The organism is Streptomyces sp. NPDC002643, from assembly GCF_053592555.1.
The window spans coordinates 1-26134 of the sequence record NZ_JBSFVY010000013.1; the positions used below are offsets into that span (position 1 = coordinate 1).

General features: G+C 68.7%; 25 protein-coding genes and 5 pseudogenes. 14 read left to right on the forward strand and 16 right to left on the reverse strand.

Annotation, left to right across the window (positions count from 1 at the left end; translation table 11 throughout):
* Positions 1-469 precede the first annotated feature (469 nt).
* The 5 genes and pseudogenes from ACWD4G_RS20620 to ACWD4G_RS20640 all read right to left on the reverse strand — a co-directional run bounded on the left by ACWD4G_RS20620 (position 470) and on the right by ACWD4G_RS20640 (position 3394).
* Positions 470-931, reverse strand: coding sequence for a GNAT family N-acetyltransferase (locus tag ACWD4G_RS20620; RefSeq protein ID WP_451295802.1), 462 nt, complete (start codon positions 929-931; stop codon positions 470-472).
* Between the two features lie 655 nt (positions 932-1586).
* Complete coding sequence (locus ACWD4G_RS20625) at positions 1587-1910, reverse strand: hypothetical protein (RefSeq protein ID WP_451295391.1); 324 nt, start codon at positions 1908-1910, stop codon at positions 1587-1589.
* A gap of 95 nt (positions 1911-2005) precedes the next feature.
* Positions 2006-2248, reverse strand: a pseudogene (locus ACWD4G_RS20630) (hypothetical protein).
* 42 nt (positions 2249-2290) lie between these two features.
* Positions 2291-2759, reverse strand: a pseudogene (locus ACWD4G_RS20635) (MarR family winged helix-turn-helix transcriptional regulator).
* Positions 2760-2926: 167 nt separating this feature from the next.
* Complete coding sequence (locus ACWD4G_RS20640; RefSeq protein WP_451295393.1) at positions 2927-3394, reverse strand: MarR family winged helix-turn-helix transcriptional regulator; 468 nt, start codon at positions 3392-3394, stop codon at positions 2927-2929.
* Positions 3395-3692: 298 nt separating this feature from the next.
* Here ACWD4G_RS20640 and ACWD4G_RS20645 point away from each other — a divergent pair, with 298 nt between their 5' ends.
* The 4 genes and pseudogenes from ACWD4G_RS20645 to ACWD4G_RS20660 form a co-directional block, all read left to right on the forward strand.
* Positions 3693-4073 carry a DoxX family protein gene (locus tag ACWD4G_RS20645; protein ID WP_451295395.1) on the forward strand — a complete coding sequence of 127 codons (381 nt, stop codon included), beginning with the start codon at positions 3693-3695 and terminating at the stop codon, positions 4071-4073.
* A 27-nt stretch (positions 4074-4100) separates the two neighbouring features.
* Positions 4101-4904 (forward strand): pirin family protein, encoded by an 804-nt coding sequence (locus ACWD4G_RS20650; protein WP_451295397.1) that lies wholly within the window; start codon positions 4101-4103, stop codon positions 4902-4904.
* Between the two features lie 11 nt (positions 4905-4915).
* Positions 4916-5308 carry an NADPH-dependent FMN reductase gene (locus ACWD4G_RS20655; RefSeq protein WP_451295804.1) on the forward strand — a complete coding sequence of 131 codons (393 nt, stop codon included), beginning with the start codon at positions 4916-4918 and terminating at the stop codon, positions 5306-5308.
* 174 nt (positions 5309-5482) lie between these two features.
* A pseudogene (locus ACWD4G_RS20660) lies at positions 5483-5665 on the forward strand (HAD family hydrolase); the annotation flags it as partial.
* 357 nt (positions 5666-6022) lie between these two features.
* Here the strand turns inward: ACWD4G_RS20660 and ACWD4G_RS20665 are convergent.
* Together ACWD4G_RS20665 and ACWD4G_RS20670 are read right to left on the reverse strand one after the other, a co-directional pair.
* The gene (locus tag ACWD4G_RS20665) at positions 6023-6361 is read right to left on the reverse strand and encodes a GNAT family N-acetyltransferase (RefSeq protein ID WP_451295399.1); all 339 of its coding nucleotides are present in this window, start codon (positions 6359-6361) and stop codon (positions 6023-6025) included.
* A 31-nt stretch (positions 6362-6392) separates the two neighbouring features.
* Positions 6393-7382, reverse strand: a complete 990-nt coding sequence (locus ACWD4G_RS20670) for a pirin family protein (RefSeq protein WP_451295401.1) — start codon at positions 7380-7382, stop codon at positions 6393-6395.
* A gap of 329 nt (positions 7383-7711) precedes the next feature.
* Between ACWD4G_RS20670 and ACWD4G_RS20675 the strand changes: the two genes are divergently transcribed.
* Together ACWD4G_RS20675 and ACWD4G_RS20680 are read left to right on the forward strand one after the other, a co-directional pair.
* The gene (locus ACWD4G_RS20675; protein WP_451295403.1) at positions 7712-8743 is read left to right on the forward strand and encodes an LLM class flavin-dependent oxidoreductase; all 1032 of its coding nucleotides are present in this window, start codon (positions 7712-7714) and stop codon (positions 8741-8743) included.
* Positions 8744-8825: 82 nt separating this feature from the next.
* Positions 8826-9515: an NADPH-dependent F420 reductase gene (locus ACWD4G_RS20680; protein WP_451295806.1), complete on the forward strand. Its 690-nt coding sequence runs from the start codon at positions 8826-8828 to the stop codon at positions 9513-9515.
* On the opposite strand, the gene ACWD4G_RS20685 is transcribed toward ACWD4G_RS20680, so the two are convergent.
* Together ACWD4G_RS20685 and ACWD4G_RS20690 are read right to left on the reverse strand one after the other, a co-directional pair.
* Positions 9472-10035: a dihydrofolate reductase family protein gene (locus ACWD4G_RS20685; RefSeq protein WP_451295405.1), complete on the reverse strand. Its 564-nt coding sequence runs from the start codon at positions 10033-10035 to the stop codon at positions 9472-9474. The genes ACWD4G_RS20680 and ACWD4G_RS20685 overlap by 44 nt on opposite strands.
* A gap of 476 nt (positions 10036-10511) precedes the next feature.
* The gene (locus ACWD4G_RS20690) at positions 10512-12026 is read right to left on the reverse strand and encodes an NCS1 family nucleobase:cation symporter-1 (RefSeq protein WP_451295407.1); all 1515 of its coding nucleotides are present in this window, start codon (positions 12024-12026) and stop codon (positions 10512-10514) included.
* 158 nt (positions 12027-12184) lie between these two features.
* Here ACWD4G_RS20690 and ACWD4G_RS20695 point away from each other — a divergent pair, with 158 nt between their 5' ends.
* From ACWD4G_RS20695 to ACWD4G_RS20705, 3 genes are all read left to right on the forward strand, one after another.
* On the forward strand, positions 12185-12754 hold the full coding sequence (locus tag ACWD4G_RS20695; protein WP_451295409.1) for a hypothetical protein: 570 nt from the start codon (positions 12185-12187) through the stop codon (positions 12752-12754).
* A 190-nt stretch (positions 12755-12944) separates the two neighbouring features.
* Complete coding sequence (locus tag ACWD4G_RS20700) at positions 12945-13472, forward strand: aspartate carbamoyltransferase (protein WP_451295411.1); 528 nt, start codon at positions 12945-12947, stop codon at positions 13470-13472.
* Between the two features lie 55 nt (positions 13473-13527).
* Positions 13528-14019: a GNAT family N-acetyltransferase gene (locus ACWD4G_RS20705; protein WP_451295413.1), complete on the forward strand. Its 492-nt coding sequence runs from the start codon at positions 13528-13530 to the stop codon at positions 14017-14019.
* On the opposite strand, the gene ACWD4G_RS20710 is transcribed toward ACWD4G_RS20705, so the two are convergent.
* From ACWD4G_RS20710 to ACWD4G_RS20720, 3 genes and pseudogenes are all read right to left on the reverse strand, one after another.
* Entirely contained in the window at positions 13996-14748 is a 753-nt protein-coding gene (locus ACWD4G_RS20710) for a phosphotransferase (RefSeq protein ID WP_451295415.1), read from the reverse strand. The genes ACWD4G_RS20705 and ACWD4G_RS20710 overlap by 24 nt on opposite strands.
* Positions 14749-14877: 129 nt before the next feature.
* Positions 14878-15078 (reverse strand): annotated as a pseudogene (locus ACWD4G_RS20715) (carotenoid oxygenase family protein); the annotation flags it as partial.
* Between the two features lie 52 nt (positions 15079-15130).
* On the reverse strand, positions 15131-15376 hold the full coding sequence (locus ACWD4G_RS20720) for a carotenoid oxygenase family protein (RefSeq protein ID WP_451295417.1): 246 nt from the start codon (positions 15374-15376) through the stop codon (positions 15131-15133).
* Positions 15377-15378: 2 nt separating this feature from the next.
* Here ACWD4G_RS20720 and ACWD4G_RS20725 point away from each other — a divergent pair, with 2 nt between their 5' ends.
* The 3 genes and pseudogenes from ACWD4G_RS20725 to ACWD4G_RS20735 all read left to right on the forward strand — a co-directional run bounded on the left by ACWD4G_RS20725 (position 15379) and on the right by ACWD4G_RS20735 (position 16891).
* Positions 15379-15540 carry a hypothetical protein gene (locus tag ACWD4G_RS20725; protein ID WP_451295831.1) on the forward strand — a complete coding sequence of 54 codons (162 nt, stop codon included), beginning with the start codon at positions 15379-15381 and terminating at the stop codon, positions 15538-15540.
* A 68-nt stretch (positions 15541-15608) separates the two neighbouring features.
* A pseudogene (locus ACWD4G_RS20730) lies at positions 15609-16049 on the forward strand (Ig-like domain-containing protein); the annotation flags it as partial.
* Positions 16046-16891 (forward strand): L,D-transpeptidase family protein, encoded by an 846-nt coding sequence (locus tag ACWD4G_RS20735; protein WP_451295808.1) that lies wholly within the window; start codon positions 16046-16048, stop codon positions 16889-16891. The pseudogene ACWD4G_RS20730 and the gene ACWD4G_RS20735, both read left to right, overlap by 4 nt.
* Positions 16892-17016: 125 nt before the next feature.
* Here ACWD4G_RS20735 and ACWD4G_RS20740 read toward each other — a convergent pair whose 3' ends face one another.
* Positions 17017-17325: a DUF6355 family natural product biosynthesis protein gene (locus ACWD4G_RS20740; RefSeq protein ID WP_451295419.1), complete on the reverse strand. Its 309-nt coding sequence runs from the start codon at positions 17323-17325 to the stop codon at positions 17017-17019.
* 265 nt (positions 17326-17590) lie between these two features.
* On the opposite strand from ACWD4G_RS20740, the gene ACWD4G_RS20745 reads away from it, so the two are divergent.
* Complete coding sequence (locus ACWD4G_RS20745; RefSeq protein WP_451295421.1) at positions 17591-18568, forward strand: phosphotransferase enzyme family protein; 978 nt, start codon at positions 17591-17593, stop codon at positions 18566-18568.
* 38 nt (positions 18569-18606) lie between these two features.
* Here ACWD4G_RS20745 and ACWD4G_RS20750 read toward each other — a convergent pair whose 3' ends face one another.
* The 3 genes from ACWD4G_RS20750 to ACWD4G_RS20760 form a co-directional block, all read right to left on the reverse strand.
* Positions 18607-19182: a dihydrofolate reductase family protein gene (locus ACWD4G_RS20750; protein ID WP_451295423.1), complete on the reverse strand. Its 576-nt coding sequence runs from the start codon at positions 19180-19182 to the stop codon at positions 18607-18609.
* 271 nt (positions 19183-19453) lie between these two features.
* The gene (locus ACWD4G_RS20755; protein ID WP_451295425.1) at positions 19454-20986 is read right to left on the reverse strand and encodes a glycosyl hydrolase family 28 protein; all 1533 of its coding nucleotides are present in this window, start codon (positions 20984-20986) and stop codon (positions 19454-19456) included.
* A 95-nt stretch (positions 20987-21081) separates the two neighbouring features.
* The gene (locus ACWD4G_RS20760) at positions 21082-24558 is read right to left on the reverse strand and encodes an Ig domain-containing protein (RefSeq protein WP_451295427.1); all 3477 of its coding nucleotides are present in this window, start codon (positions 24556-24558) and stop codon (positions 21082-21084) included.
* A gap of 511 nt (positions 24559-25069) precedes the next feature.
* Between ACWD4G_RS20760 and ACWD4G_RS20765 the strand changes: the two genes are divergently transcribed.
* Complete coding sequence (locus ACWD4G_RS20765; protein ID WP_451295429.1) at positions 25070-26095, forward strand: 6-phosphofructokinase; 1026 nt, start codon at positions 25070-25072, stop codon at positions 26093-26095.
* The last annotated feature ends 39 nt before the right edge of the window (positions 26096-26134 follow it).

The following is a 26134-nucleotide window of genomic DNA, read 5'->3' on the forward strand; positions in this document are numbered from 1 at the left end:
GTCAGCCCACCACCCTGCGCATACCTCATGAAGACGGCGTACCGCGAGGATCAAGCCCTGTCAGCCGCTACGACAACCCGAGTTCAAGCTCAGTAGACGGATAATCGGGCGAATTATGTGGAGAGTCCTTTCCGCACAGCCGAAATCCGCGACACCTGCCCAATTCGGGCCACCGCGTTGCCATCCACTCGCACTCGTCCGGTCGTCAAGGCCGACGCCGAAGGACGTCCCCCAGGCCCCGTTCTGCTGACCGGGCCGCTCGCTCAGCTCCGGGCCGCCACGGGCGCCGCCGACCGGGGTGCCGCGAACTCCTGGGATCGGGCTGCCGGGGCCGCTGGTCATGGTGTGGACGTGGGCGCGTAGGTGTGTGTCCGGCCGTCGGATCGCGCGGCGGTCGGCCGCCGAAGTTCGCCCCACAGGGCTACAAGCTCGGCACGCAGGCGAGTGCGGCATCGTATGACTGACCACTTCACGACGGCGCTGCGTAACAGCGGATGGCCACCGTCTGGTGCGGACTCCACTGCTGCTCGGCCGTGGCCATCAGCTCCCAGCCCAGCCGCTCGTACAGGGCTGCCGCCGCGATATCAGACGCGACGACGTCGAGTACCGGATGCAGGCAACGACGTCGCGCTTCCTCCACTGCTTGGCCGACAAGCAGCGCACCGATCCGATGTCCCCTCGCCTGCGGGGCGACGAACAGCCTGCTGACCACGGCGGTCATACCCCGCGTCGTCCCGTTCCGCTCGCTCCACAACATCGGGGCCAGATCGCCTTCGCCGGCTTGCGACAAACTGACATGCCCGACCAGGCCGCCTTCGAGTTCGGCAATCCAGGAGCCCAGCAGGGTGCCGCGTGACAGCCACTCGACGGGCTGATCCGGCCAGTTCAGCGGATAGCCGTCGCGCGCATGGACCTCAGCGAGGACCCGCACGCACTCCTCAACATCGCCATCAGCCCTCTGCCGGACCCGGCGGCTCGGCCTCTCGTCCGACACCCCGGAACTCTCGATGTTCACTCGGGTATAGAAACACAGGCCACAGAGTCACAACCAGCCACTTTCGATACAGGCCCTAGCAGCGGCGAACGGCACGCCGAGAGGGGACCCGACGTACGGCACTGTCCGTCGAGCGCGATTTCTCGTAGGGAAGTGCGGGGCTGCTCGGGGCAGGGCGGCGAGCGACACGGTCACGCGACGTGGGTGGCCGTCATCGGCCAGGCCACGTCCGGCCTGTCGTACGCGGACGAGGAGTTCACGGCGAACCAGCAGACGTTCAGGACCTGCCCACCGAGGGTGAGACCCAACTGCTGGGCGAAGAGGCGCGGTTCTGACGGCGGAGCCGACGCAGTGGCGCATCAGTCGGTTTCCCGACTCCCCCGTGCCGGTATCTGTCCGGGGATGCGAGGTATCCCAGTGAGCGGCGTCAGCCGACGGCCGCAAGCCGGCTCAGGAGCTGCATGAACTGCGCGTCGCCGCCGGCGAGCAACGGAAGCGGCGGCTGCTGGGCGCCGCGCGGCCGACGATCCGGGATGCCCGGGTGCCCTCCGGGGCCGGGGCATCGGCGATCCGCGGCAGGGGCGTGGTGAGGTCACCGACCGGAGGGAGCAGCTGGGTGGCTGCGGCGGCTGACGCGGAGGCGAGGATGGCCTGGAGCCGACGGGACCGCCCCGGCGGCGGCGTGCGGCCGGTCGGCGGGGTTCTTGGCCAGCAGGGTGTGCACGGTGTGCAGCGGCTCCGGGGGTGCGCTGGGGCGAATCCCGGCCAGCCCGGCCGGGGCTTCGTGGACGTGCCGGTAGAGCATCCCGGCGGCGTCCGGGCCGGTGAACGGCGCCTGTCCGGAGGGCAGTTCGTACAGTACGCAGCCCAGCGCGTACAGGTCGGCGGCGGGGCCGACCGGCTGCCGCAGCGCCACTTCGGGCGCGGTGTCAGGCAGCCGTGCCCAGAGCGGGGGCGGCCTCGTCGGGGGTGGCGCCGTCGGTCAGCCGGGCGATACCGAAGTCACTCCGCTCAGGCGTCATCCGGGAACTCTCCCGAGGAAGCGGCGGCCAGGGGCGCGCTTCATCGTGCCGCCCTTGGCGTTCCAGGGTGCGACCCAGCATCAGGTGACCCAGCATCAGGTGGGCGTAGCGCTTCACCGGGTCACGGTCGATGAAATTGCGCAACTACTCCTCCGCACGGGCCAGTTGAGCGGAGTCGCTCGGCGGTGGTCTCCTCGTGCGACGCTCCGGCGCCATTGTCGAACACGTGCAGCGCGCTCGCCCAACAGCCGGCCGCCACCGGCCCCCCTTCCGCCTACGAGGAGGACGGGCCCTCGACGTGCTCGATCACCCGGTTGGCCACATGGGCGAACTGGCGAAGCTCCTCCGGTGTCAGGAGATCGACGAACAACTCACGGACGGCCTCCACATGACGGGGTGCGGCCGCTTTGATCGTCTCCATGCCCTGCGGCGTGATGGCCACGAACGCGCCGCCCGTCCTCCGGGCACTCCTGCCGAGTCACCAGCCCCCGCTTGGCCATGCGGGAGATCTGATGGGACATCCTGCTCTTCTCCCACTCCAGGCATTTCGACAGGTCCACGTTGCGCTTGCGGCCGCCCGGTGCCTCGCTGAGATCGACGAGCACGGCGAAGTCGGCGGGGGACAGATTGGCATCCTGCTGAAGGTGACGGGAGAGCCGACCGGCCAGCTTCTCGTACATGCGAACCACACCGCGCCAGGCTTCCTGCTCCTCCGGAGTGAGCCATTTCGGTTGTTGAGTCATACAACGAGACTACTCACTTGTTGACTCATCATCTATCAGTCGCAGCCGGGGGCGGCTTTTCTCCGCCCCCGACCACCGCAGCGAACCGACGCCGCGAGCCGCTCGCCACTGTTGACGCATCAACTTTGCGCCTCTAGAGTTCAGGGCCGCAAGACAACCACCGACCGTCAGGACGCGTCCTCGTCCAGTTTCGCGACCACCCGGTCGGAGACCTGGCCCAGCGTGCGCAACTCCGAAGGAGTGACATGGTCGAGGAACAGCGCCCGCACGGCCTCCACATGGAGCGGGGCCGCCGCCTCGATCGCCGCGCGCCCCTCCTCCGTGATCACCACGAACGCGCCGCGCGCATCCTCAAGGCACTCCTCCCGTACGACCAGGCCACGCCCGGCCATCCGCGCGATGTGGTGGGACATCCGGCTCTTCTCCCACTCCAGCGCCCGGGCCAGGTCCTGATAACGCTGCCGCCCCTCCGGCACGTCCGTCAGATTCACCAGCACCGCGAAGTCGGCCGCCGACAGCTTCGACTCCGTCTGCAGCAGGCGGGAAAGCCGGCCTCCGAGCTTCTCGTGCAACCGGACGAAGCCCCGCCAGGCATGCTGCTCCTCCGCCGTCAACCACCGCACGTTCTCCTCCATGGAGAAAGTGTAGACGTGGTTGACAGTTCACCAAACGAGGTTCCCCGGATCGCCGCGCCTTACCGCGGCGGCCGGCCACCGCTCCGGGGGTGCGGCGCAACCTGTCCTGCCCTGACTGCCGCGCCGCACCTCCGGGCCCGCCGACACCACTCCCCGAACTCCCGATGAGCGGGTTGACGCGTCATCTAGTCTCACGTAGTTTAGCCCTTGCGCCGATTTAGATGATGCATCAATTACCACCTCCCTGCGAGGCCTGCGCACGACGGTCCCGCACACCCAGCTCTCAAGAGGTATCCCCATGAACGTCGCCCTGTGGGTCGTCGCGGCCCTGCTCTCTCTCGTCTTCCTCGGCGCCGGCGCCATGAAGCTCACGAAGTCGAAGGAGCAACTCCTCGCCTCAGGACCGAACATGGCCTGGGTCGAGGACTTCTCGCCCGGCGTGATCAAGACGATCGGCGCCGTTGAAATCCTCGGCGTCATCGGGCTGCTGCTGCCCCCGGCGGTGGACATCGCCACGGTCTTCGTCCCCCTGGCCGCGACCGGCCTGGCGCTGGTCATGATGGGCTCCGCGATCGAACACGGCCGGCGCAAGGAGTACCAGTCGATCGCCGTCCCCGTGGTCCTGCTCGCCCTCGCCGTCTTCGTGGCCTGGGGCCGCTTCGGACCGCACTCCTTCTGACGGCAACCGCACGAGACTGAGAGACCCATGCCTGCGATCACCGTGGACGACGTACTCGTCCTGCCGCGCCTGCCCGAGCTGGACCCGGCGGGCACGTTCCACCGGCCCGTCCGCCGTCTGGTGAGGGCAGTGCGAGGATTCGAGGGCGACGGTTTCCCGGTACGCCGTGCCTTCGCCGGTGTGCCGTTGCCGGAGCTGGACCCGTTCGTGCACATGGACCATCTCGGCGAGGTCGAGATGGCGCCGGGCGAGCCCATGGGCACGCCGTGGCATCCGCACCGCGGCTTCGAGACCGTCACCTACCTCATCGACGGGGCCGTGGAGCACCAGGACTCCAACGGCGGCGGCGGAAAGCTCACCGACGGCGACACCCAGTGGATGACCGCGGGAGCCGGCGTCCTGCACATCGAACAGCCGCCGGAGCACCTGGTCATGAGCGGTGGGGTCCTGCACGGAGTGCAGTTGTGGGTCAATCTGCCCCGGGCGAAGAAGATGACCCCGCCGCGCTACCAGGACATTCGCGTCAACGCGCTGGTCTACGCCCTGGCGGGGCACGGCACGGTCGGGGCCGAAGCCCGCCCGTTCCAGGAGGGCCGGCTCGCCGTCTTCGGCGAGGGTGACGCACTGCGTCTGACCGCCGACCGCGCCCAGGAGTCCCGCGCACCCAAGCTGGAGCTGTTCACGCTGGGCGGCCTCCCGATCCGCGAACCCGTCGTCCAGTACGGCCCGTTCGTGATGAACACCCCCGAAGAGGTCAAGCATGCCTTCGACGACTACCGGGCGGGCCGCCTCGGCGTCGTCCCCTCCCGGCACCTCCCCCACACTCCCTGAACCAGCCGTTCATCGCCCGCACTAACGCCGAGTTCGAGCTCGTCGACCTCCGGGACTACCCGCTGCCGCACCTGGACGCGCCGCAGCCCCCGGCGATGGGCCGCTACCCGGGCGAGCACACCAAGAAGTGGGCGGAGAAGATCGCCTCGTTCGACGGGTTCGTCTTGTCGTACGGCGGTGTCGGCGGAGCCCGGCCCGTGGAGCATCTGCGGCTGGTCGGCGGCGAGTTGCGGATGGCCAATGTGCGCCAGCCGGTGGCGCTGTCGCGGATGACGGAGTTCGAGAACTTCAGCGTCCTCAAGCCCGGCCACTACAACGTGGCGGCCCTCGGCACCCTGCTCGACCAGGTCGTGGCCTGGAGCAGAGCCCTGCCACCGCTCCGCACGGCCACCGTCACCGCCTGAGCCGACCGGGGACACCAGTCCCTGCCGATGCCGGGTCCGGTACCACCGGGCCCGGCGTTCCGTTCCCGCGGCGGCCAGGGTGGTGATCCCTCGTGCCGGGCTGCTCTGATACTGCTGCTACGGCAGCGCATCCGACCCTGAGTTCTTCCCGCACCCGGAACGCATGTGCCCGCCGCCTTCGGCGACATGCCCAACGACCTGCCCATGCTCGGCGCGGTGGGCCGCCCCTACGCCATGGCCAACGCCCATCCGGACGTACTGGCCGCCGCAGCCGGACGCGCGCCCTCCAATGACGAGGATGGCGTGGCACAGGTGCTGGAAGAGTTCGTCGACGCGCTCACCCGCAGCCGCAGTTGATACATCATCAATTGGAATGGAGTCCACCGGTCGTGCCTCTCGCAGTGCGATTCTCCTCGTACGGCAGCATCGACGGCTTGCGTACCGTCCCGACATGGTCGGCGTGGTGGACGCGGCCGGTGAAGGGGTGAGCGGGTTCAGCGTCGGTGCGAAGGTGCTCGGGTGCTCGACGCCTCCGGCCGGTGTGAGATCCCGGACTTGAACGGCCTCACGGAAGCCGCTGTCGCGCTGGACGCGAGCCAGGCGGGCCACGCGTGAGCGGCGAGATCGTCATCTTGCCGGAGTAGGGCGCGCGCCCTACTGCCGCAGCGTGAGAGGGCGGGCACCGGTCGGCCGGTGCCCGCCCTCTCACAGGTTTCAGCCGACCTGCGACTCCAGCCACCGCAGGACGTCGGGCGTCACCGGATCAGTGAGGTCGGCGAACTCGTCATGGCGCTTGAGGAACTTGGCGACGTAGGGGCAGACCGGCACGATCCGCTGTCCGGACTCGCGTGCGTCGGCGAGTGCGTGCTGGACCAGCTGGGCGCCGAGCCCCTGACCGGCGAAGGCCTCGTCGATCTCCGTGTGGAAGAAGACGCGCTGCTCACCGCGGTCGCGGTAGGAGGTCACACCGACGCGTCGGCCGTCGACCAGGATCTCGTACAGGCGCTCGGCGTCCACTCTCTCGACGACAGGAGTGGCGGAGGACTGGTTCATGGGGTGCCCGCTTTCTTGATCGTGGGTTCGGTCAGCGGCGCGGCCGGTTGCCGCGTGGCTTGATGACGGCGTTCGGGAGGGGCGGAGCGGGAATGCGGCCCCCGGGGAAGTCCTCGATGACGCCGAAGCGGTCGGAGGAGGCTTCCCACTCCGCTCGGGCCTTGACGATGTCGTCGTGGCTGCGGCCGACGAAGTTCCACCACATGACGATCTCCTCCTCGAACGGAGGCCCGCCGAGCAGGATCGTCCGTGCCGTGGTGTCCGACTCGTTCACCAGCGTCAGGGTGTCCTCGCCGCAGGGGACGTAGCCGACTTCGGCCGGCCGCAGCACGGTGTCGAGCAGGCGGACGTCTCCGCTGTCGACCAGCAGACCGTGTTCGAAGGCCGGGTCCACGGCGAACGTGACCGCCGCGCCCGGCGCGAGGAGGATCTCGGCGCCGAGCAGAGACGTGAAGGTCCGCACCGGAGAGGCGGCTCCGGCGAGCGCGCCCAGGAAGACCCTGACCTCGACTCCGTCGAGATGCGTCGGCTCGGGGACGTAGTGCTCGAAGCCCCGCTCGGTGTCGCGACGCTCTTCCGGCAGCGCCACCCACAACTGCACACCGTGGATGATCGTGGTCTTCGCGGTGGAGACCTCGGAATGGGCGATGCCGTGACCACCGGTCATGAGGTTCATCTCACCGGGCCGGATCAGGGCATGGGTCCCCAGGGTGTCGCGGTGCTCGATCTCCCCGCTGAACAGCCAGCTCACGGTCTGGAGCCCGGTGTGCGGGTGCGGGCCGATGTCCATGTTTCCGGACGCGGTGATGTCATGGGGGCCGTAGTGATCGGCGAAGCACCAGGCTCCGATCAGCGTACGGTCCCGCTGCGGCAGCGTCCGCCGCACATACATCGCGCGCGGACCGCCCAGCGGCACGTCCCGCGCCGGCAGGACGTCGACCCGGGGCGCCCCGGCCGGCCTGTCGCCATCGACGAGCGCACCGCAGCGCAGTGCCGCAGGGTCGGTTTCCACGTTGCTCACCGAGAGCACCTCCACACAGCCTTGGTTGACACATCAATTATGTTGGGTGATGATTGACACGTCAACCAGTTGGGTGTCGCGTGTGTCCGCGGAGTGCAGACGGAGAGGCCCATGACCGCCACGGAGTTCGAGCTCGGGCTCAATTCGTTCGCCACCGCGGGGCCCGCTGCTGCCTGCCGCTCATGATGGCCCGTGACCTGCGGCTGAGCCGTTTCGACCTCAAGTACGGCCTCATGAACCTCCCGCGCGAAGCCCGCCCCCGTTCGATCGCGCCGCTGGGCCGCGAAGTCGCCCCGCGGGTGCAGCAATCGCTCACGAAGGAGCCCACCATGTCTGATCTCGTCTTCGGTCTGGACACGTTCGGCGATGTGCCGCAGGACGCCTCGGGCAGGCCGGTGTCCGACGCCCAGGCCATCCGGCAGGTCGTCGACGAGGCCGTTCTCGCGGAGCAGGCAGGCGTCGATGTCATCGCCCTCGGCGAGCACCACCGCCCCGAGTTCGCGATCTCCAGCCCGGAGACCGTGCTCGCCGGCATCGCCACCCGCACCCACCGCATCCGTCTGTCCTCCGGCGTGACCGTGCTCAGCTCCGACGACCCGGTCCGTGTCTTCCAGCGGTTCTCCACGGTGGACGCGCTCTCGAACGGCCGGGCCGAGGTCATCCTCGGGCGTGGCTCCTTCACCGAGTCGTTCCCCCTCTTCGGGTACGACCTGGCCGACTACGACGTGCTGTTCGAGGAGAAGATCGAACTCTTCGCCAAGCTGCTTCAGGAGAAGCCCGTCACCTGGAGCGGCACCAAGCGGGCCGCGCTGGAGGACGCCGACGTCTTCCCCAAGACCGAGTTCGGGCACCTGAGCACCTGGGTCGGGGTCGGTGGCTCGCCCCAGTCGGTCATCCGCACCGCGCGCTACGGCTTCCCGCTGATGATCGCCATCATCGGCGGTGCCCCGGAACGCTTCGCGCCCTACATCGACCTCTACCGGCGCGCCACCGACAAGTTCGGCACCACCGCCCACCCGGTCGGGATGCACTCCCCCGGCTTCATCGCCGACACGGACGAGGAGGCCAAGGAGCTGCACTGGCCGCACTACAAGGTCATCCGCGACCGCATCGGCGCGCTGCGCGGCTGGCCGCCGGTCCGCAAGGAGAAGTACGAGGCCGAGATCGCCCATGGCTCCCTCTACATCGGCTCGCCCGAGACCGTCGCCCGCAAGATGGCCCGCGCGATCGAGTCGCTCGGCGTCGGCCGGTTCGACCTGATCTACACCACCGGGGCGCAGCCTGCCGAAGCCCGGCTGCGCGCCGTGGAGTTGTACGGCACGAAGGTCATCCCGATGGTCCGCGACCTGCTCGCCGACTGACACCGCGAACGGAGAAGACGACATGGACACCACGGCCGTACACACGCTCGGCACCCTGGGCGCGGGCTAGGTCGGCACCGTACTGGCACGTCTGGCCCTGGCATCGGGCTACCGCGTGCTGATCGCCGGGTCGGGCGACCCGGAAAGGATCGCCCTCACCATCGAAGTCCTCACCCCCGGCGCGGTCCCGGTCACCGCAGAGGAGGCCGCGGCCAAGGCGGACGTCGTCATCCTGGCCCTCCCTCTCGGCAAGCACCGCAACGTTCCCGCCGAGGCGCTGGAGGGCAAGCTCGTCGTCGACGCCATGAACTACTGGTGGGAGGTCGACGGAATCCGCGAGGACCTCACCGATCCACGGACCTCCTCCAGCGAGACCGTGCAGGAATTCCTGTCCGGTGCGCGTGAGGTGAAGGCCTTCAACCACATGGGCTATCACGACCTAGAGGGCGGAGCCCGGCCCTTGGGGGTCCGTGGCCGCAAGACGATCGCGATCGCCGGTGACGAACCGGACGACCTCATGACCGTCTCCCGCCTCGTCGACGACTTCGGCTTCGACCCCGTCATCGCGGGCCCTCTCGCCGCGGGCGTACGGCTCGAACCGGGCACCGAACCCTTCGGCGCCGACGTCGACGCCGAGGAACTGCGCGCGATGCTCCACCGCTTACCGGAATCGGAGCGCGGGCGCGCCATCGCCGCGGCACGGTCGGCCGCGCCGGTGCCGGCACCGGCTAGCGCACCACGCGGTGGTGGAGGTAGACGACTCTCGAACTGAAGGTACGGGTCTCGACGAGTTCGAGATCCACTCGGCGCTCGTCCTGGGGAAAGAACGGAATGCCGCCGCCGACCAGCACCGGGTGGACCATGGCCCGGTACTCGTCGATCAGACCCGACGCGGCCGCCTCTGCGGCGAGAGTCGCGCCACCGATCGCGATCTCCCCTTCCCCCGGCTCCGCTCGCAACCGCTCGATCTCCTCCGCCAGGCCACCGGAGGCCAGGCGGGCATGGCCCCGCACCGCCGACAGCGTGGTGGAGAACACCACCTTGGGGAGCGGATTCCAGAGGGCGACCCACTCGAGTTCCGAGTCGGAGAGCGATGATTCCTGGTCGGCGGTCTCCCAGTACAGCATCGTCTCGTACAGCCGTCGTCCCAACAGATGGACGCCGACCTGACGGATCTCGTCGATCCAGAAGCGAAAGACCTCCTCGTCGGGCACCGTCCAGTCGAAGCCGCCGTCCGGCCCGACGATGTAGCCGTCAAGCGAGACGCTCATCGAATAGGTCACGCTGCGCATCGGAAGTCCTCCTCGGTGACGGGTTCGACAGTACGACCGCCAAACGCCGCAGAACTCATCGCGACTCGCGGAATCCGCCCCGCTGGTCCGCTCGGGCGGATCGGTGGCGACCACAAGGTTCGTGGCTGATGTGCAGGCGCTCAAGGCCATGGACGTCACCGCGACCAACTTCGTGCCGCCGGCCTCCGGCCCTCTCCTCGACCGCGCGGCGGATGCGGTCGTCACCGGGTACGTCGTCCCGCCGCCGATCACCCGCGTCCCGCTTGAGCACGCCCCGGCCGTCGTGAACGACACCGTGCCGGGGGCGGCCGAGGCAAGATCGTCGTTCGGGCTCGCCACCCGCCAGGCCCGGGACGCTCGCGGGACAGGCGACGGCGCCGGCGATCGACTCACAATCCTCGGTTCCCGGATGAGGCAGGCCGTGTGGCGCGGCCGGTGTGTTCTACCGGCCGCGCCTGGCCCGGGCACTTTGGTGGCTACTTCGCGGCCGGAGCCGGAGGGTCGGCGACAGGGGTGGTGAGGGGGCTCTTGCCACCGCTGAACGCGAAGTAGAGCACCCCGGCCACGATGACGCCGATGAACCAGGAGTACGGGCCCAGGGTGTCCCCGTATCCGGAGGGGCCGTAGACGGGGAGGAGGCTGGAGAATACGGCGCCCACCGCGGCGGCCGCGAACGCCCGGATGTTCCAGCCGCCCTGGAAGCGGAACTCCCCGTCCTCCTGGTAGAGCGCGGGCACGTTCAGTTCCGTCTTCCTGAGGAGGTAGTAGTCGACGACGATCACGCCGAAGAGCGGGCCCATGGTCGAGCCGATGGCGTTGACGAAGCTGGGGGCGTTGTCCCAGGGGTGCAGCGGGTAGAGCAGCAGCGCGATGACGGCGGCGATGAGGCCGCCGCGCCGGAAGGTCACGTACTTCGGGGCCACGTTGGCGAAGTCGAAGGCGGGGCTGACGAAGTTGGCGACGACGTTGATGCCGAGCGTCGCGACGGCGAAGGTCAGGGCGGCGAGCAGGACGAGGAACGCGCTGTCGAACTTGGCGGAGATCTCGGCCGGTTCGAGGATGACCTCGCCGTACACCTTGCTGGCGGCGGCCGTGGTGACGGCGGCGACGAGGGAGAAGAGGATCAGGTTGACGGGCAGGCCCCAGACGTTGCCCTTCCTCAGGGCCTTGGTGTCCGGGGTGAAGCGCGCGAAGTCGCCGAAGTTGAGGAAGAGGGCGGCGAAGTAGGTCACCCAGGTGGCGGCTATCGCGGCGATCGCGGCGAACGAGCCGGGGCTGACGTCGAGCCCTGTGGCGCTCTTGGCGAGCGCCGCCAGGTCCTTGGCCGGCATGTCGACGGAGAAGGACAGTGCCCCGGCCTTCACGGACAGCGCGACCGCCAGGATCAGCATCATCAGCCAGACCGCGGGGCCGGCGAAGTCCTGGAAGCGGCGGACCGTCTCCATCCCCTTGCTGATGATGAGCAGCTGGGCCGCCCAGACACCGAGGTAGCACAGCACTTCGAGGCCGCTGTGGTCGAAGAGGTGAGTGGTCTCGTGCAGGTGCTGGGGGCCGTCGTAGCGGACGAGGAAGGCGACGATGGCGCCGGCCGCGGCGCTGGTCTGGGCGCCGTACCAGAAGGTGGCGACCACGGCCCGTACGAGGGCGGGGACGTTGGCGCCGAAGGTGCCGAACGAGGCGCGGGCGAGGACCGGGTAGGGGACGCCGGTCTTGACGCCCGCCTTGCCGATGAGGGTCATCAGCCAGTAGATGACCAGCGAGCCCACGCCGATGCCGATGAGGAACTTGAAGGTGTTGCCGGCGACGAGGAACAGGCTGGCGGCCAGGAAGTAGCCGTACAGACTGTGTACGTCCGAGGTCCAGACGTTGAAAATGCTGAAGGCGCCCCACTTGCGCTCGGTGGCGGGGGCGAGATCCGCGTTGTAGAGACGGGGGGAGTACCCCGGCGGTGTGGCGGTTCTGTCCGCGTCCGCGCTGTCCGTGGCCGTCATGTCTTGCTCCTTCGTGCTGGGCCCCGACATCCCCTCCGGCGTCGCGCCGGATGGTTGATGTGTCAGACAAGGGCCCGGACGTTGCGCCGGGATGCCGGACACGTAACGGACTCGTCAACGGAAAACTTTTTCCACTCCTGGGCTCGGCCGCAGACCACATGGTGCATCTGTCGGCGGACGAGGGGATGCCCCGTCAGCCGGTGAACGATGCCCCGTCAGCCGGTGAGCAGCGAGAACCGGGCCAGCGGCTCCACGAGTTCGCGTTCCTGTTGCTCCTGCCGGTGGCGCTGCTGACCATGGCGGCCGCCGCAGCCGCCGGCCGCGTGATCGGCCGGCTGGGAGCGCGGTTGCCGGCTGTGCTCGCCCTCGCTGTGGCGGGCGCCGGGTTCCTCGTCCCGGTGCTGTGGTCCGGAACCGCCGCGATGGTCACCGGCGTGAGCGTGGCCGCGGCGGGACTGGGCGCCCTGTTCGTCGTCGCCTCCGCCACCGCACTCGCCACGGTCGCTCCCCATGAGGCCGGGGTGACGTCGGGCATCGTCAGCACCTTCCACGAGTTCGGCGCCTCGGCCGGCGCAGCGGCTGTCTCCAGCGCCGCCGCCACGAGCATCGCCGCCCACACCAGCGCCCAGAGCGCCTCCGGGTTCGACGACGCGTTCCTCGTCGCCACGGGCATGTCCGCGGTCTCCGCCGTCATCGTTCTGTGGCTGATTCCCGCCAAACATCAGTAGGCCCGAGCCAACAGGCCCGAAAGCCGACAAAGGCGGCGGGCTGCCCCGCACTTCCACCGCTGCGGCGCGGTCGAGCCCGAAGGCACCCGCCCCCACGCACACCCCACCGGCCACCGCGTCGCGGTGATCCCACCCCAACGAAGAGGGCGTACCCGCACGCCCTCGAAGTACTGACTGACGGAGGCACTGGATGCACCACGGCAGGCGTCGGCTCCTGACAGCCGGCATCAGCGCGGCGAGCATCGGCGCGCTGATGGGCGCGGCTCTTCTGATCGGCGGCCCCCGGCAGGACGGCGAACAGGGGCGGACCGACCGGCAGAAGACGATCGCCGAACGCGGCAGGACCGTAATGCCGTTCGACCTCGAACAGACCACCCACCACTTCACCCCGACCGAGACGGGTGGGGTTCAGGACGTCGTCGCCGACCAGCCCGACGACGCCGAGCAGGTCGGTCTCATACGCGCCCACCTCCGGCAGGAGGCCGAGGCGTTCGGGCGAGGCGACTTCGGCGACCCCGCCCAGATCCACGGCGAGAGCATGCCGGGCCTGGCGGAACTTCAGGACGGCTACGATCGCGTCGAGGTGCGGTACCGGGAACGGCCCGACGGGGCCACCCTCACCTACGCCACCGAAGAGTCGGTGCTCGTCGATGCCCTGCACGACTGGTTCGAAGCACAGCTCAGCGACCACGGCGACCATGCCGAGGCCGGCCACTGACCGGCGGACCGAGCACCGAAGCGGGCCCGTCACCCCGCACATCGCACGATCGGAAGTGGAGAGCTTGAACGACCCGTACGAGGTGAGCGAGGGGGTGCCGTCCATCGAGGTCTTCCGGCGCCTGCGCACCGATGCCGGTCTCTCGGACAAGGACCCCGAAGCCGTCGCCCTGGCCCTGCCCAACACCTGGCACGGGGTCGTCCTCCACCACGAGGGCGAGCCCATCGGCATGGGCCGCGTCATCGGTGACGGCGGTACCGCGTTCCAGATCGTCGATGTCTGCGTCCACCCCGCCCATCAGGGCCGCGGCCTGGGCAAGCGCATCATGGCCGCCCTCACCGGAGAACTGGAGCGCCGGGCGCCCGCCACCGCTTACGTCTCACTGATCGCCGACGGGCCCGCCCGCTTCCTCTACGAGAAGTTCGGCTTCGCCGACACCGCCGCGCACGACTCGATCGGCATGTATCGCGTGATGGGTGGAAACCATGGCTCCAGCGGACCGCACACGGCCCAGGGGCCACCCTCACGGCGCCGAGGAAGGGCTTAGTCCCACGGCCAGTTCGTGACGGTGGGCCGACACCCACCGATACGCGGCCCGCACCGCTTCGACGACGCCCTGGTCGCGCAGACGGATCATGGCCGGCTCACCGCGTGACGCCGCTGAGTCGATGCCCCGCCAGCAGCGGTCCTGCCACCACAAGATCGTATCCATGAGCCTCCACGGGTCGGCCAGGCCGTACGCGTCGCAGACCAGCCCGATCCGCCGAGCGGCTTCCGGCACGTCCCTCACGCTCGGGCCAAGGTCCACGTACTGCCAGCAGATGTGCGCGACGTCATGAATGCGCTCACCAGGGGCGGCGAGGTCCCAGTCGATGAAAGCCACCGGCTGCCAGTCACCACGCTCAACCGCGTAGATGGTGTTCTTCGGCGACAGGTCGTTGTGGCAGACAACCTCATGGGTGCCGGCCAACGGAGATCCACTCGTCAGGTCATGGAACTCGCGGACGAGTTCAGCCACCCGCGCCAGGCTCGCGTCCGAGCAGGCGTCCCGCCGCTGACCGAGTGTCCAGGCCGCCTGGCCGTCGAGGTGGCTGAGGATCTCCCGTCCCTGCCCGTCGAAGCCCAAAAAGCGTGGCGCACCAGCCCAACCACGCTGCTCGAACAGGGCCAGCAGCTGATGGACGAAGTCCGAACGCGCCGACGGCGGCCGACGCACGGTCGCACCGATCCGGACAACGTGATTGATGAGGCCACCGGGCAGAGCTGACTCGTCCATGCCACCACCTTGCCAGCAACCGGTTGTTCATCGCCGGAGGCATCGCGAGAGCCCGGACGGCGAGGAGTCCAACGGCGCGCAGGGCGATCCTGCCGCGCCCCGCGACTCAGGGTCAGGAGTCCCTGGGCCCTACGACCCGTCACCGCGGTGGGCGGCGATCGCGCGGTCCAGGGTGTGGTGGTCGGCCCAGCTGCCGTGGAAGCCGAAGGGGACCCGGCTGGGGAGTCTGACCCGGGCCAGCGGGGTGCGGCGCAGGTCGGCGGCGTCGTGGATGAGCAGTTCGCTGAGGTCGGTGGTGCGGTTCCACCAGAGGGTGAGCAGGTAGCCGTCGTTCTCGTTGCGGTCGTTCTCGCGGGCGACGAAGACCGGCTCGCGGGGCTGGTCAGGCCGTCCGGTCCCCCGACGACGGTGGTGCGATCGAGGAGATGGTCGTGGCGGGCCAGTCCGTCGGACATGGTGTCGTCCGCCAGCCGCGTGTGGTGACGAAGTAGCCGTAGCGGGTCGGGCGGCCTGTGTACGCGTCGTTGATCTTGGGGAACTCGCCGTGGATGCCGCTGATCATCTTCTCGGTGGCCCGTCCGGTGGCCAGGTCGACCCGCCACTGGTACGGCAGGGCCGGGGGAACCACTCGTGGGCCACACGCACGAGGTCACCTGGCACGAACTCGGCGGCCACTGGGCCAACACCCACTTCTTCAACGCCTACGAGAACGACGGCGAGCTGATCATCGACGGGCACCGCATCAGCCGGCTCGGCACCCCCATCGACCGCATCGGCACACCGCTCGGCTAGTTCCGCCTCGACCTGGTGGCCCGGAGCATACCCGGCGTGGTCTGGGACGAGAACTCCCTCGAACACAGGTCTCGTTCACCTTCGACAGGCCGATCACCGACAGGAAGGCCGTCGAGTCCGCCGTCGAGGTCACCGCCGACAGCGGACAGAGCGTCGTGGGCCACTGGTTCGGCGGGCAGCGCCTCGGCTTCCTTCCGAAGGAGTACTGGAAGCCCCGCTCCACGGTCACCGTCAAGATCCGTCTCGCCGGAGTGAAGGGGGCCGACGGCGTGTACGGCGAACAGGACCAGACCCTCCGGTTCAAGGTCGGACGCAGTCAGGTGTCCACCGTGGACGCAGTCAAGGGCGGCGGGGACTCCGGTCAGGACGCCGCCTGGTTCTACGACAACTCCCTCATCGGCGACGTGGTCGTGGTGAACAACTCCGACGACAGGGTCATCGCTGCCGACAACGGACTCAACGGCTGGAACATGCCGTGGGGCGAGTGGACGGCGGGGTCGGCGCGATGAGCCAGCTCGTCTCCTCCCTGGGCTCCCGTCTGCCCGTTCCCTCAGCGGTCCTGGCCGTGGCCCTCGCCCTGGCCGGATGCGGTGGCCCCGGCACCAGCACCGGCGCCGACACGCCGGGGGAGGTCCCCTCGGCCACCACCAGTGCGCAGGACACCCGGCCCGTCACGTCCAGCACGGCTCGCGCCCGGTCCGGGCCGAACACGTCCGGCGGGAAGAGCACGGACGCCGAAGGCGTGGCCCCGAGCGCGTCCGCCCCGGCCGAGCTGCCGGGCCTCGGCCCCAAGACGCTCGCCGAGATCCCCGACAACGCCCGGCAGGTCGTCATCGTCACCGGGAAGGGCAGGAACTCCTCCACGTCGCAGGTGGTGCTGTACCAACGCACCGACGACGGCTGGGCCGCCGGGCGGACCTGGGCCGCCCACAACGCGCTCCGGGGCTGGACCGACGACCATTACGCGGGCGATCTGCACTCGCCCATCGGTGTGTTCACCCTCAGCGACGCGGGCGGACCGCCCGCCGACCCGGGTACGAAGCTGCCCTACGACCGGTCCGGCTCCTTCACCATCGGCGGCACCGGATTCGAGGGCGAACCCCTCGCCGGCTCCTTCGACTACGTGGTCGCGATCGACTACAACCGCAAGCGGGGCACCTCCCCGCTCGACTGGACCCGTCCGCTCGGTACGAGCCGCGGCGGCGGCATCTGGCTGCACGTCGACCACGGGGGACCCACCCACGGCTGTGTGAGCCTGGCGAAGCAGCACATGAAGGAGTTGCTGCTGACACTCGACCCGGCGCTGCACCCGGTGGTCGTGATGGGGGACGTCACATCCCTCGAACGGTGACGACCGGTGCCACGAGCGAGCGTTCACGAACCGAGAGGGAGCCGAACGCGGGGCGTGGCGGTGTACTTCGGGACACCGCCACGCCGTCGGAGCGCGTGTGCTCCAGTGGTGGTTCGGGTGCTGGTTCAGCAGGTCCCGACGTACACCGCGTAGTCGATCTCGTCGGTGCTGCCCAGCTTCCTCTCGCCAGGCTTGACGCACCAGTACCGGACGTCGGTGGTCCAGTCCAGCTCGATCTTGATGATGACCTTTCCGCTGCCGCAGTGACCGTAGTAGGCGGTGTCACGGGTCTCGTAGTAGCCGCAGGCCCTCGCGGAGGTGTCCCCCGACGGCGCCGCCGCAGCCGTGGTGGTGGTGCCGACTGACAGCAGCCCGGCCGTGGCGATCGCGGCGGCCGCGGTGGTCAGCCGCTTGAGCGGGATGTGCTTGTTCACGTGTTCTCCTTCGATCGACGGCACCGGTCGCAGGTCAGCGCGACCGGTGGACACGGCAGGGCTCGCGGTCTCAGCTCCGCCGCGGAGTTCTGTCGCAACCGGGCCGGCGGCGCGGCTGTCGCGACCAGAACGTCCGATCCAGGTGTAGTGGCGCACACGTTGTTCGCGCTCGGAACGCTGACACCGAACAAACAACCTCCGAAAAAACCTGCTTTCGGGCATGGGATAGTCACCGTTGACCATCAGCTTGCGGAGGGGTGACCGAATGCGCGACGCAGCCGAGTTCGTGGCGGAGACCTATGCGCTGGGCACCGGCCCGTGGACGGTGACGCCCGTCGCCCGTGGTGCGTTGGGCCAGATCTGGAAGGTGTCCGGGAACGGGTGCTCATGGGCGGCGAAGGAACTCCTCTTCGGCTGCGACGAAGAACAGGTCCGCCGGGAGGCGGCGTTGCGGCAGGCCACGGAGAACCTGGGGATCGCGTCACCGCGGCTCATCCCCAATCGGCACGGCGCCCATGTCTCACGGCTCGCTCCCTCTTCGGGCGGGTCCTACGTCAAGTTGTACGACTGGGTCGACGGCATCGAGGCGGACCCGTCCGACCCGGACATCCTCGACTGGTTCGGCCGGACCATGGCACTCCTCCACAGAGCGGGAGAGGGCGCGGCCGAGGCACCGCACTCCTGGTACGAGCGGTGCCCTCGGGGCTCCGAGTGGAAGGAGCTGCACGAGAGGGTGCGAGAGGCCGGGCTGCCGTGGTCGGACGCGCTGGGCCGGTTCATCGACACCTCCGCGGCGGAGCTGGCGCACTGGGTGACCGTGTCCGGCGCCGGTGACCGGGTGACGTCGCATCTGGACCTGCGGCCCCAGAACGTTCTGGTCGGCGCCCGCGGGCCGGTCCTCCTCGACTGGGACAACGCCGGGCCCATCTCGGCGGAACGGGAACTCGCACGTGCGCTGTACGTGTGGTGCGGCGGCAACGAGGCGAACACCGATGCGGCCCGGCGGTTGGTGCGGGCCTACAGGAGAGCCGGAGGCACCGCCGCCCTCGCGGGGCCGCAGTCCTTCTCCATGCTGTTCGCGACTGACCTGAACTACATCCAGGTACAGGCCGAGTGCGCCATCGACCCGACCGTGACCGCCGCCCAGCGCGAGTTCGCGAGCGACCAGGTCGTCGCCGCGCTGCGCAGGGTGCCCGACCTCGCGGCCGTCGCCCGGTTGACCGCCGCGCTGGAGGACCTGTGACCGCGTACCGCGAACCCCTGCCCTCGCGCGCCCGCGCGTCAGTGGAGGGTGGGCCGGTAGACGAGTTCTTGGATGTGGCCGTCGAGTGTCCGGCTCTCCAGTAGCTCCAGGTCGAAGTCGGCGGCGTCCCGGAAGATCGGGTCCATCCCGGTCCGGCCGGTGATGACGGGGAAGAGCGTCACCTGCAGGCGGTCGACCAGGCCGGCGGCCATCAGTGCCCGGTTCAACGACAGGCTGCCGTGCGAGCGCAGCGGCACGTCGGACTCCTCCTTGAGCCGGGCGACGACGTCGACGGCGTCACCGCTCGCGACGGTCGCGTCCGGCCAGTCGAGAGGGCCTTCCAGGGTCGAGGACACCACCGTCGCCGGCATGTTCCTCATACGCGTGACCCATGGGTCGCGCACATCGGACTCCTCGGTGCTCGCCGCCAGCATCCGTACGAATGCGCGATAGGTGTTGGCCCCGAAGACCATGCGCTGTTCCTCGCTGTACAGGGCGAGGCGGTGGTCGAGCAATTCAGGGCCCTGCTTGCCCCAGTAGCCGGTCCAGTCGCCGGTGGCGGCTCCGTAGCCGTCGAGGCTGGAGAAGATGTCGAAGGTGTAGGTGGCGGTCATGTCGTTCTCCTGCGATGCGGTCGATCGGTGGGGAAGGAGACGGGAAGGGAGCGGGGGGAGAGACCGGCGGTCTTCCCTGAGTGGGCTTCCGAGCCCGTCTCACTCATAGACCCCGCACGCATCCGAAACTCATCGCCATGCCAACCTCCACCGGCCCCGGCCACTCGAATGGCACCGGTGGCCCGACCGCCGCGACCGGCCACCTGCCGGGTGGCCCTGTCCATGGCGCAGGACCAGGCCGGGGACCTGGTCCTGCGCGTCGGCCGGTGTGTTACTCGGCCGCGGCCTCCTCCGTGGTGAGGAAGCGGAGGTTCTGTACGTACTCGTTGACCAGCATGGGGACTCCGTCGGAGGCCAGGTACCAGCGCGGCTTGCCGGTGCTGTCGGCGATGACCCTGCCGTTGACCCGCAGGTTCTCGAAGGTGACGTCCTTGACGGCTTGCTCCTCGGACAGACCCATCATCACCGAGAGGTCGGCGTTCTTGCCGTTGTAGCTGAGGTCCTTGATGTACACGGACTCGATGCCGCGGCCCGCAGAGGTGTTGTACTTGGGGTTGTACTCGACCCGCATGTGGACGAGCTGACCCCAGCGGAAGTCCTCCACGCGGATGTCGTCGAACGTGACGTCCCGGACGAGGTTGCTGTCACCGACCATGAAGGCGATGGCGCCCTGGTAGGTCACCTGCGGTTCACGGTGGTCGAGGATGTCGATGTTCTTGAAGTTCAGGTTCTCCAGCATCTCGGGGGTGTCGGAGTTGCCGTGGACACCGATGTTGATGGGGTGGGCGACATCGGCCCAGAGGGAGCAGTTCTTGACGGTGATGTTGCGGGTGTCGCCGTAGAAGTCCCAGCGGTGGGTGTAGAGGGCGACGGAGTCGTCGGACGTGCGCAGGAAGCAGCCGTCGATCGTGACGTTCTCGGAGCAGTAGAGCTGGATACCGTCGCCCCAGCCCTGGTGGCTGAAGGCGTGCAGGTTCCTGATGGTGAGGTTCTGGGTCTCGGCGACCCGGACGTTCTCATAGCGGGGGTTGAGGATCGTGATGCCGTCGACCGTGATGTTCTCGCAGCCCCGGATGAAGAGCGCGCCGCCGGCGGAGTCGTAGAGCACGCCGCGGCCGATCAGCCGGGAGTTCTCCACGTTCTCGAAGATGAACTGGGAGGTGTGGACGGCGCCGGGGGCCAGGTAGACGGTGGTGTTGCTGGGCACCTTCAGCGTGCGGTCGGGGGTGGTGTGCAGACCTGGCCCGAAGTACATGACGTGCTTGTCGCCCTCGGCGGGCGGGTTCTGCTCCAAGGGGTTCGCGAGCAGATGCAGACAGTCGAAGATCTTGTCGTCGACCTGGACGACTATGGTGCGGGGCCGGTCCAGGGTGAAGCGGGCGGTGCTGCCCAGCACTTCGGGCTTGATGCCGTACGAGTCCGGGCGCACGCGGAAGGTGGTGGCGTCGCCCGGGTTGTAGGTCACCTCGACCTCGACGGTGCCGCAGAAGTCGAAGGCGGCCCAGGAGGAGTTCTGTGCCTTGTTGCTGCCGGTGACCGGGTCGATGAGCGCGAGCTTGGCGAGGTGGACGTCGAGTCTGCGCCAGCTGCCGCCGACCGGCCGGACCTTGACGGTGAAGGAGGTGTTGAGGGGCACTTGCGGAAGGGTCGGGTGGGTGACGACCCTGTCACCGCCGGCGGTGGTGGCGGTGTCGTTCGAGGCGGCGGATGCCTGAGTGCTGCCGAGGACACTGCCGACCAGGCCGGCGGCGGCGATGGTGCCGGCGGCCTGGAGCGTGGTGCGCCGGGACGGGGACGAGTTCATGATGACTCCTTGAGCGGGATGCGGGTGTGACTTGTGAGAGGGCGTGACGTAGGAGAGGGGATGGGCTTGAGGTGATGTGGGTGAGCGCTGCCGGGTCACTGTGATGACGCGTCGGACCGCAGCAGCTGGACCTCGGCGAGGTTGGTGTTGCCGCCGTGTCCGTCGTAGACGCGCAGCATCGGGATCACGGTGCGCTCGGGCAGTTTGAACGTGTACCACTGCTGGTCACTGGTCACCCCCGACAGGGTCAGGAAGGGTGTCCAGGTCTTCCCGCCGTCGGTGGAGCTCTGCAGTTGCGTTCCGTTGGCCCGGCTCGCGTACTTCGCGCGGGGGCGGATCATCACGGCGTCGGCCTCCAGTGAGGAGCCGTCCGTCGGGTTGACGGTCACCCAGCCGTTGGAGGTGGTGGTGTCGGTGTACGTGGTGATGTCGCCGTCGAACATCCGCCATCCGTTGGCCGCCGTGGTACCGGTCCCCGGCCAGGGCGGGGTGGACGCGTCGGCCCAGGCCTGCTCGATGCGTTGGGGCACCATGTGGGTGTTCCACAGCTGGAGCGACGATCCGTCGGTCGTCTCGTGGACCGTGGAGCCGAGTTCGCCGTCGGCCGTCGTGTAGTCGGCGGCGAAGCGCAGCGCCCGGGCGAAGTCCACGTCTTCGGGCAGTACGGCCGTGGCACTCCAGTGCTCGCTGTCGGTGCTGGTGACCGTGGCGTCGACGCCTTCGATGCGGACGTTCACCTCGGCGAGCGGCCGGTCGGCCACCAGGTCGAGTGTCACCGTGTCGCCGTTGACGGCCCGTTGCTGGTCGGAGTTGCTGGTGGAGAGCGTCGCCGACGTGATGGCCTGAGCCGTTTCGATCCGGGAGCCGTCGATCCGGAACTCGCCGAAGGAGGAGATGCCGGGGTAGCTCGGGTCGGTGGGCACACCCGGGTCGTCGACCTGGACCTTGAGGAACCGGAACGACGTGTCCTGGACCTCGGAGCGGACCGGGATGGTCTCCATCCGGAAGTCCGGGGTGGTGTTCGTGGTCTCCCGTGAGGTCAGCAGGGTCCAGGTGGCACCGTCGTTCGAGCCGTAGACGTTGGTGCCCTCGGAGCGGTTGCCGAAGTTGTACCGGGCCTGCAGTCCGAACGCGTCGGCCCGCACCCGGAACCCGGCCCCGAAGTCCATCGTGAACGGAGCCCTCAGATCACCGGAGAAGGTGTTGATGTCTCCGTCGACCATGTTCCACACATTCACCGAGGACAGCGACGACGTGACCAGCGGCGCATAGCCGAGTGTGCCGTCGGCGAGCCTCGGGTTGAGCGGTTGCAGTGCTGCCGCCGCGTCCTGCACGGTGACCAGCCCGTCCAGGAAGGTGCTGTCATCGGCCGTGTCGATGGTGGCCTTCACGGAGGAGACCGCGTCCTTGAACTCCTGGAGGGTTTCCCGGACGTACGTCGTGTCGGCGTCGTACCCGGCCTGCGCCGCGGTGAGCGCGCCCGCCCGGTCCGGTGCGGCCACCAGGTCGAGATTCAGGACGGTGTCGGTCTCGCCGTCGGAGGCGACGACGGAGGCGTGGACGGCATCCGTCCGAGCGCTCGTGGGTGTCCAGCTGAACTCCCCCGTGGCGCTGTCTAGTTGGGCGCCCTCGGGAAGACCGGAGGCCTCGTAGGTGAGGGCCTCGTCGCCCGGATCGGTCGCGGCGAGCGACCGGCTGAGCGGTGCGCCGGCCACGCCGATCAGCGTGGTCCGCTGTCCCTGCGGGAAGGACGGCGGGGTGAGCTGGGCCTTGGCCTGGAGGTTGACGCTGTCGATGTCGACGTTCACGTCCGAGGAGCCGACGATCGTGTAGTAGGCGAGGTTGTCGCCCGCGGTGCTGCCGTGAAGGACGGCGCGGTCCATGTCGTAGGTGATGTAACGCCACTGGCCATGCGTGTCGGGCAGACTCACGCTGTGGTACGGCTTCAGGGACATGTCCTTGCGGATCTTCAGAGTCGCCGGGCCGTTGGTGCGGATCAGCACTCCCACGGGGCTGTATCCGTCGCGGCTGTCGTACATCAGGGTGCGGACCGCGATGGTGGCGCCCTTCTTCGAGGCCCGCATCCTGACGATGTCGCGCCCGTCGTCCTCTCGGACCTCGGAGCGGCCGTCGAGGGGGATGCTGCGCCGCGCCACCTTCACCAGGGGGCTGTCCTGCTCGGGACGGGCCTTGCCGGCCACCTTCTCGGGCAGGGAGAGCCAGTAGTCCGGGTTGTAGTCGGGATTACTGTTCCAGAAGTTGTACGTGCCCGTGCCCCAGTAGAACTGGGGGCCGTCGGCCTGCTCCTTAGCCTTCGCGACGTTGGGCGCCTTTTCCTTGACGTCGACCCCGAACTCGTACCGGTAGATGTCGTACAGCTCGTCGATCGGCGAGAACAGGCGTCCCCGGTAGGCCTCGGAGAGCTTGCCGGGGCCGCCCGTGGTGTCGATCCAGGGGACGGTCCTGCCCATCATGTACGCGTACCAGGCGTCCGCTCCGGCGAGGAGCCGGTCGTTGCCGAAGCGGAACGGGGAGACGGCGTTCGACTTGGTGGACACGGTGCCGGCGGTCGGGTCCAGCCGGGTCTTCTGCACCGTGAGCATGCGGGAGATCTCCGTGGCGATGGCGATGCCGTCCCAGGCGTGTGCCTGGTCGCGGCCCATCTCCTGGTGCTGCACGAACGCGTGGCCGTAGGGGTTCAGGGGGTCGTCCGCGCCGATCACGCGGAGCAGGGAGTTCAGGGCGCCGTTGGTGTGGGTGTTCGGGTTGGTCTTGTTGACGGAGAACCACTCGACGGCCTGCTCGTAGCCGGCCCGGTCGTCGGTGAAGATGTGGCCGGCCAGCTGGCCGACGATCGGGTACAGCTGCTGGTTCATGAAGAACGTGTTGCCGTACAGCAGGGTCTTGATGGCGGGCGTGATGAGGTTCTCGGTGAGGTTCTTGGTGTCCGCGTCGTTCCAGCTGGTGTCGTAGTCGTCGGAGCCGGGGTTCACGCTGGAGTAGCGGAAGATCTCGGCGGCGGCGAGCATACGCATCAACGGGACGCCGGCGTGGATGTGGTCGTCGGGGTACGGCGCGAACTTCGCGGGGTCCATGTGGGACCAGGTCCGGATGATGTGCATACCGTTCGCGCGGTACACGGGGTCACCCGTGATGACGTACTCGATGGCCTGGGTGTAGGCGCCGAAGGCGTCCTGGATGAAACGGGACTGGATGCCCTGCGAGTTGAACGCGTCCGACTTCGGGGTGTCGGTCCCTGACACGCCGTTGGCGACGCCGAGAGTGCGGGACGCGAAGCTGGTGCCGTGCATGGCCGCGTAGTACGAGGCCCACGGCTCCACGCCCTCGCGCACCTGCCGCCGGGCCAGCCGCAGGTTCGAGGCGCTCACGGCGATGCCGGGGTGGGTGAACCCGTCGGCGCTGGTGATCTCCTTCAACGTGACCGTGGGAAAGGCCTCGGGCACCGGATCGGAGGCCGTCGCTCCCTGGGCGGGCGACGCCTGGACGAGGGCCGCGAGCAGAGCACACACCAGGGTGGCGATCGCCCACCACCGCGTCTGTCTGAGCCTCATCCCAGTTTCTTGCCACATACGGATCTCCATTGAGTGGGGTGCCCGCGGACCCGAGCCCGGACGCCGGACGCCGGTGGTCGTGGGCCGCGAGGGGCCGATCGAGAGGAACGCGAGGGGGGTGAGGGGGGTGGGCCGGTTGATCCCTTGGGGCGGGGCGAAAGTCAAGGTTCCTGTGGTGCCGAGGGCGTTGCCGTCACCCTCACGTCCGCATGAATCCGCATCACTCGCAGCCCCTTAGAAAACGGTTACCGGGGACGATAGATCCACGAAGCGCCGCCACACAAGACGTATGCGGCGCTTCACCATCGACAGCGTTGCATTTCGTCTGGATTACGGCCGCTGGTCCGGTAAATGACAGGGGACGGGCTCTGCCCCGGATTTCCTGCCATGTGGTCACAGACATCGGCTACTCGGCAGGAAACGATTACCCGATATCGGCGGGCTCGGGGCGGGTCGCCGACGGAGCGGTCGTCGCCCATGCTGGAGGAGAGGACGCCTTGAGGAGGACGCCATGAGGGTGGGAGTGCTGACCGGTGGCGGCGACTGTCCCGGCCTCAACGCCGTGATCCGCAGCGTCGTCCGCAAGGGCGTCCAGGAGTACCACTTCGACTTCGTCGGTCTGCGGGACGGCTGGCTCGGCGCGCTCCAGGGAAACGTCGTACCGCTGGACGTCGCCAGTGTGCGGGGGATTCTCCCGCGCGGCGGGACCATCCTCGGTTCCTCCCGCACCAATCCGTTCAAGCACGAGGACGGTGTGCGGCGCGTCCAGGACACCCTCGCCGCGCACCGGGTGGACGCGCTCGTCGTGATCGGCGGCGAGGACACGCTCGGTGCGGCCACCGAGCTGAGCCGTCACGGGATCAGGCTGGTCGGCGTACCGAAGACCATCGACAACGACGTGTCCGGTACCGACTACACCTTCGGCTTCGACACGGCCGTCGGTATCGCGACGGAGGCCATCGACCGTCTCCACACCACCGCCGAGTCGCACATGCGCACGCTGGTGGTGGAGGTGATGGGGCGGCACTCCGGCTGGATCGCGCTGCACGCCGGGGTGGCGGGCGGCGCCAATGTGATCCTCATTCCGGAGCGGCCGTTCGACATCGATCAGGTCTGTGAATGGGTACGGAACCGATTCAAGATCAACTACGCGCCGATCGTCGTCGCCGCCGAGGGTGCCATGCCCAAGGAAGGACAGATGATCCTCAAGGACCGGTCGCTGGACGAGTACGGCCACGTCCGGCTGTCCGGCATCGGGGAATGGCTCGCCCAGGAGATCGAGGAACGTACGGCCACCGATGCCCGTACCACGGTCCTCGGGCACATCCAGCGCGGTGGCACCCCGAGCGCCTTCGACCGCTGGCTGGCCACGCGTTTCGGGCTGCACGCCGTCGACGCGGTCAGGGACGGCGACTTCGGCACGATGGTGGCCCTGCGCGGCACCGACATCGTGCGCGTTCCCCTCGCCGACACCCGCAAGGGCACGAAGGCGGTGGACGCGTCGCTGTACGACGAGTTCGAGGTGTTCTTCGGCTGACCGTCTCTTCGATCGACGTGTTCTTCGGCTGGTCTTCCC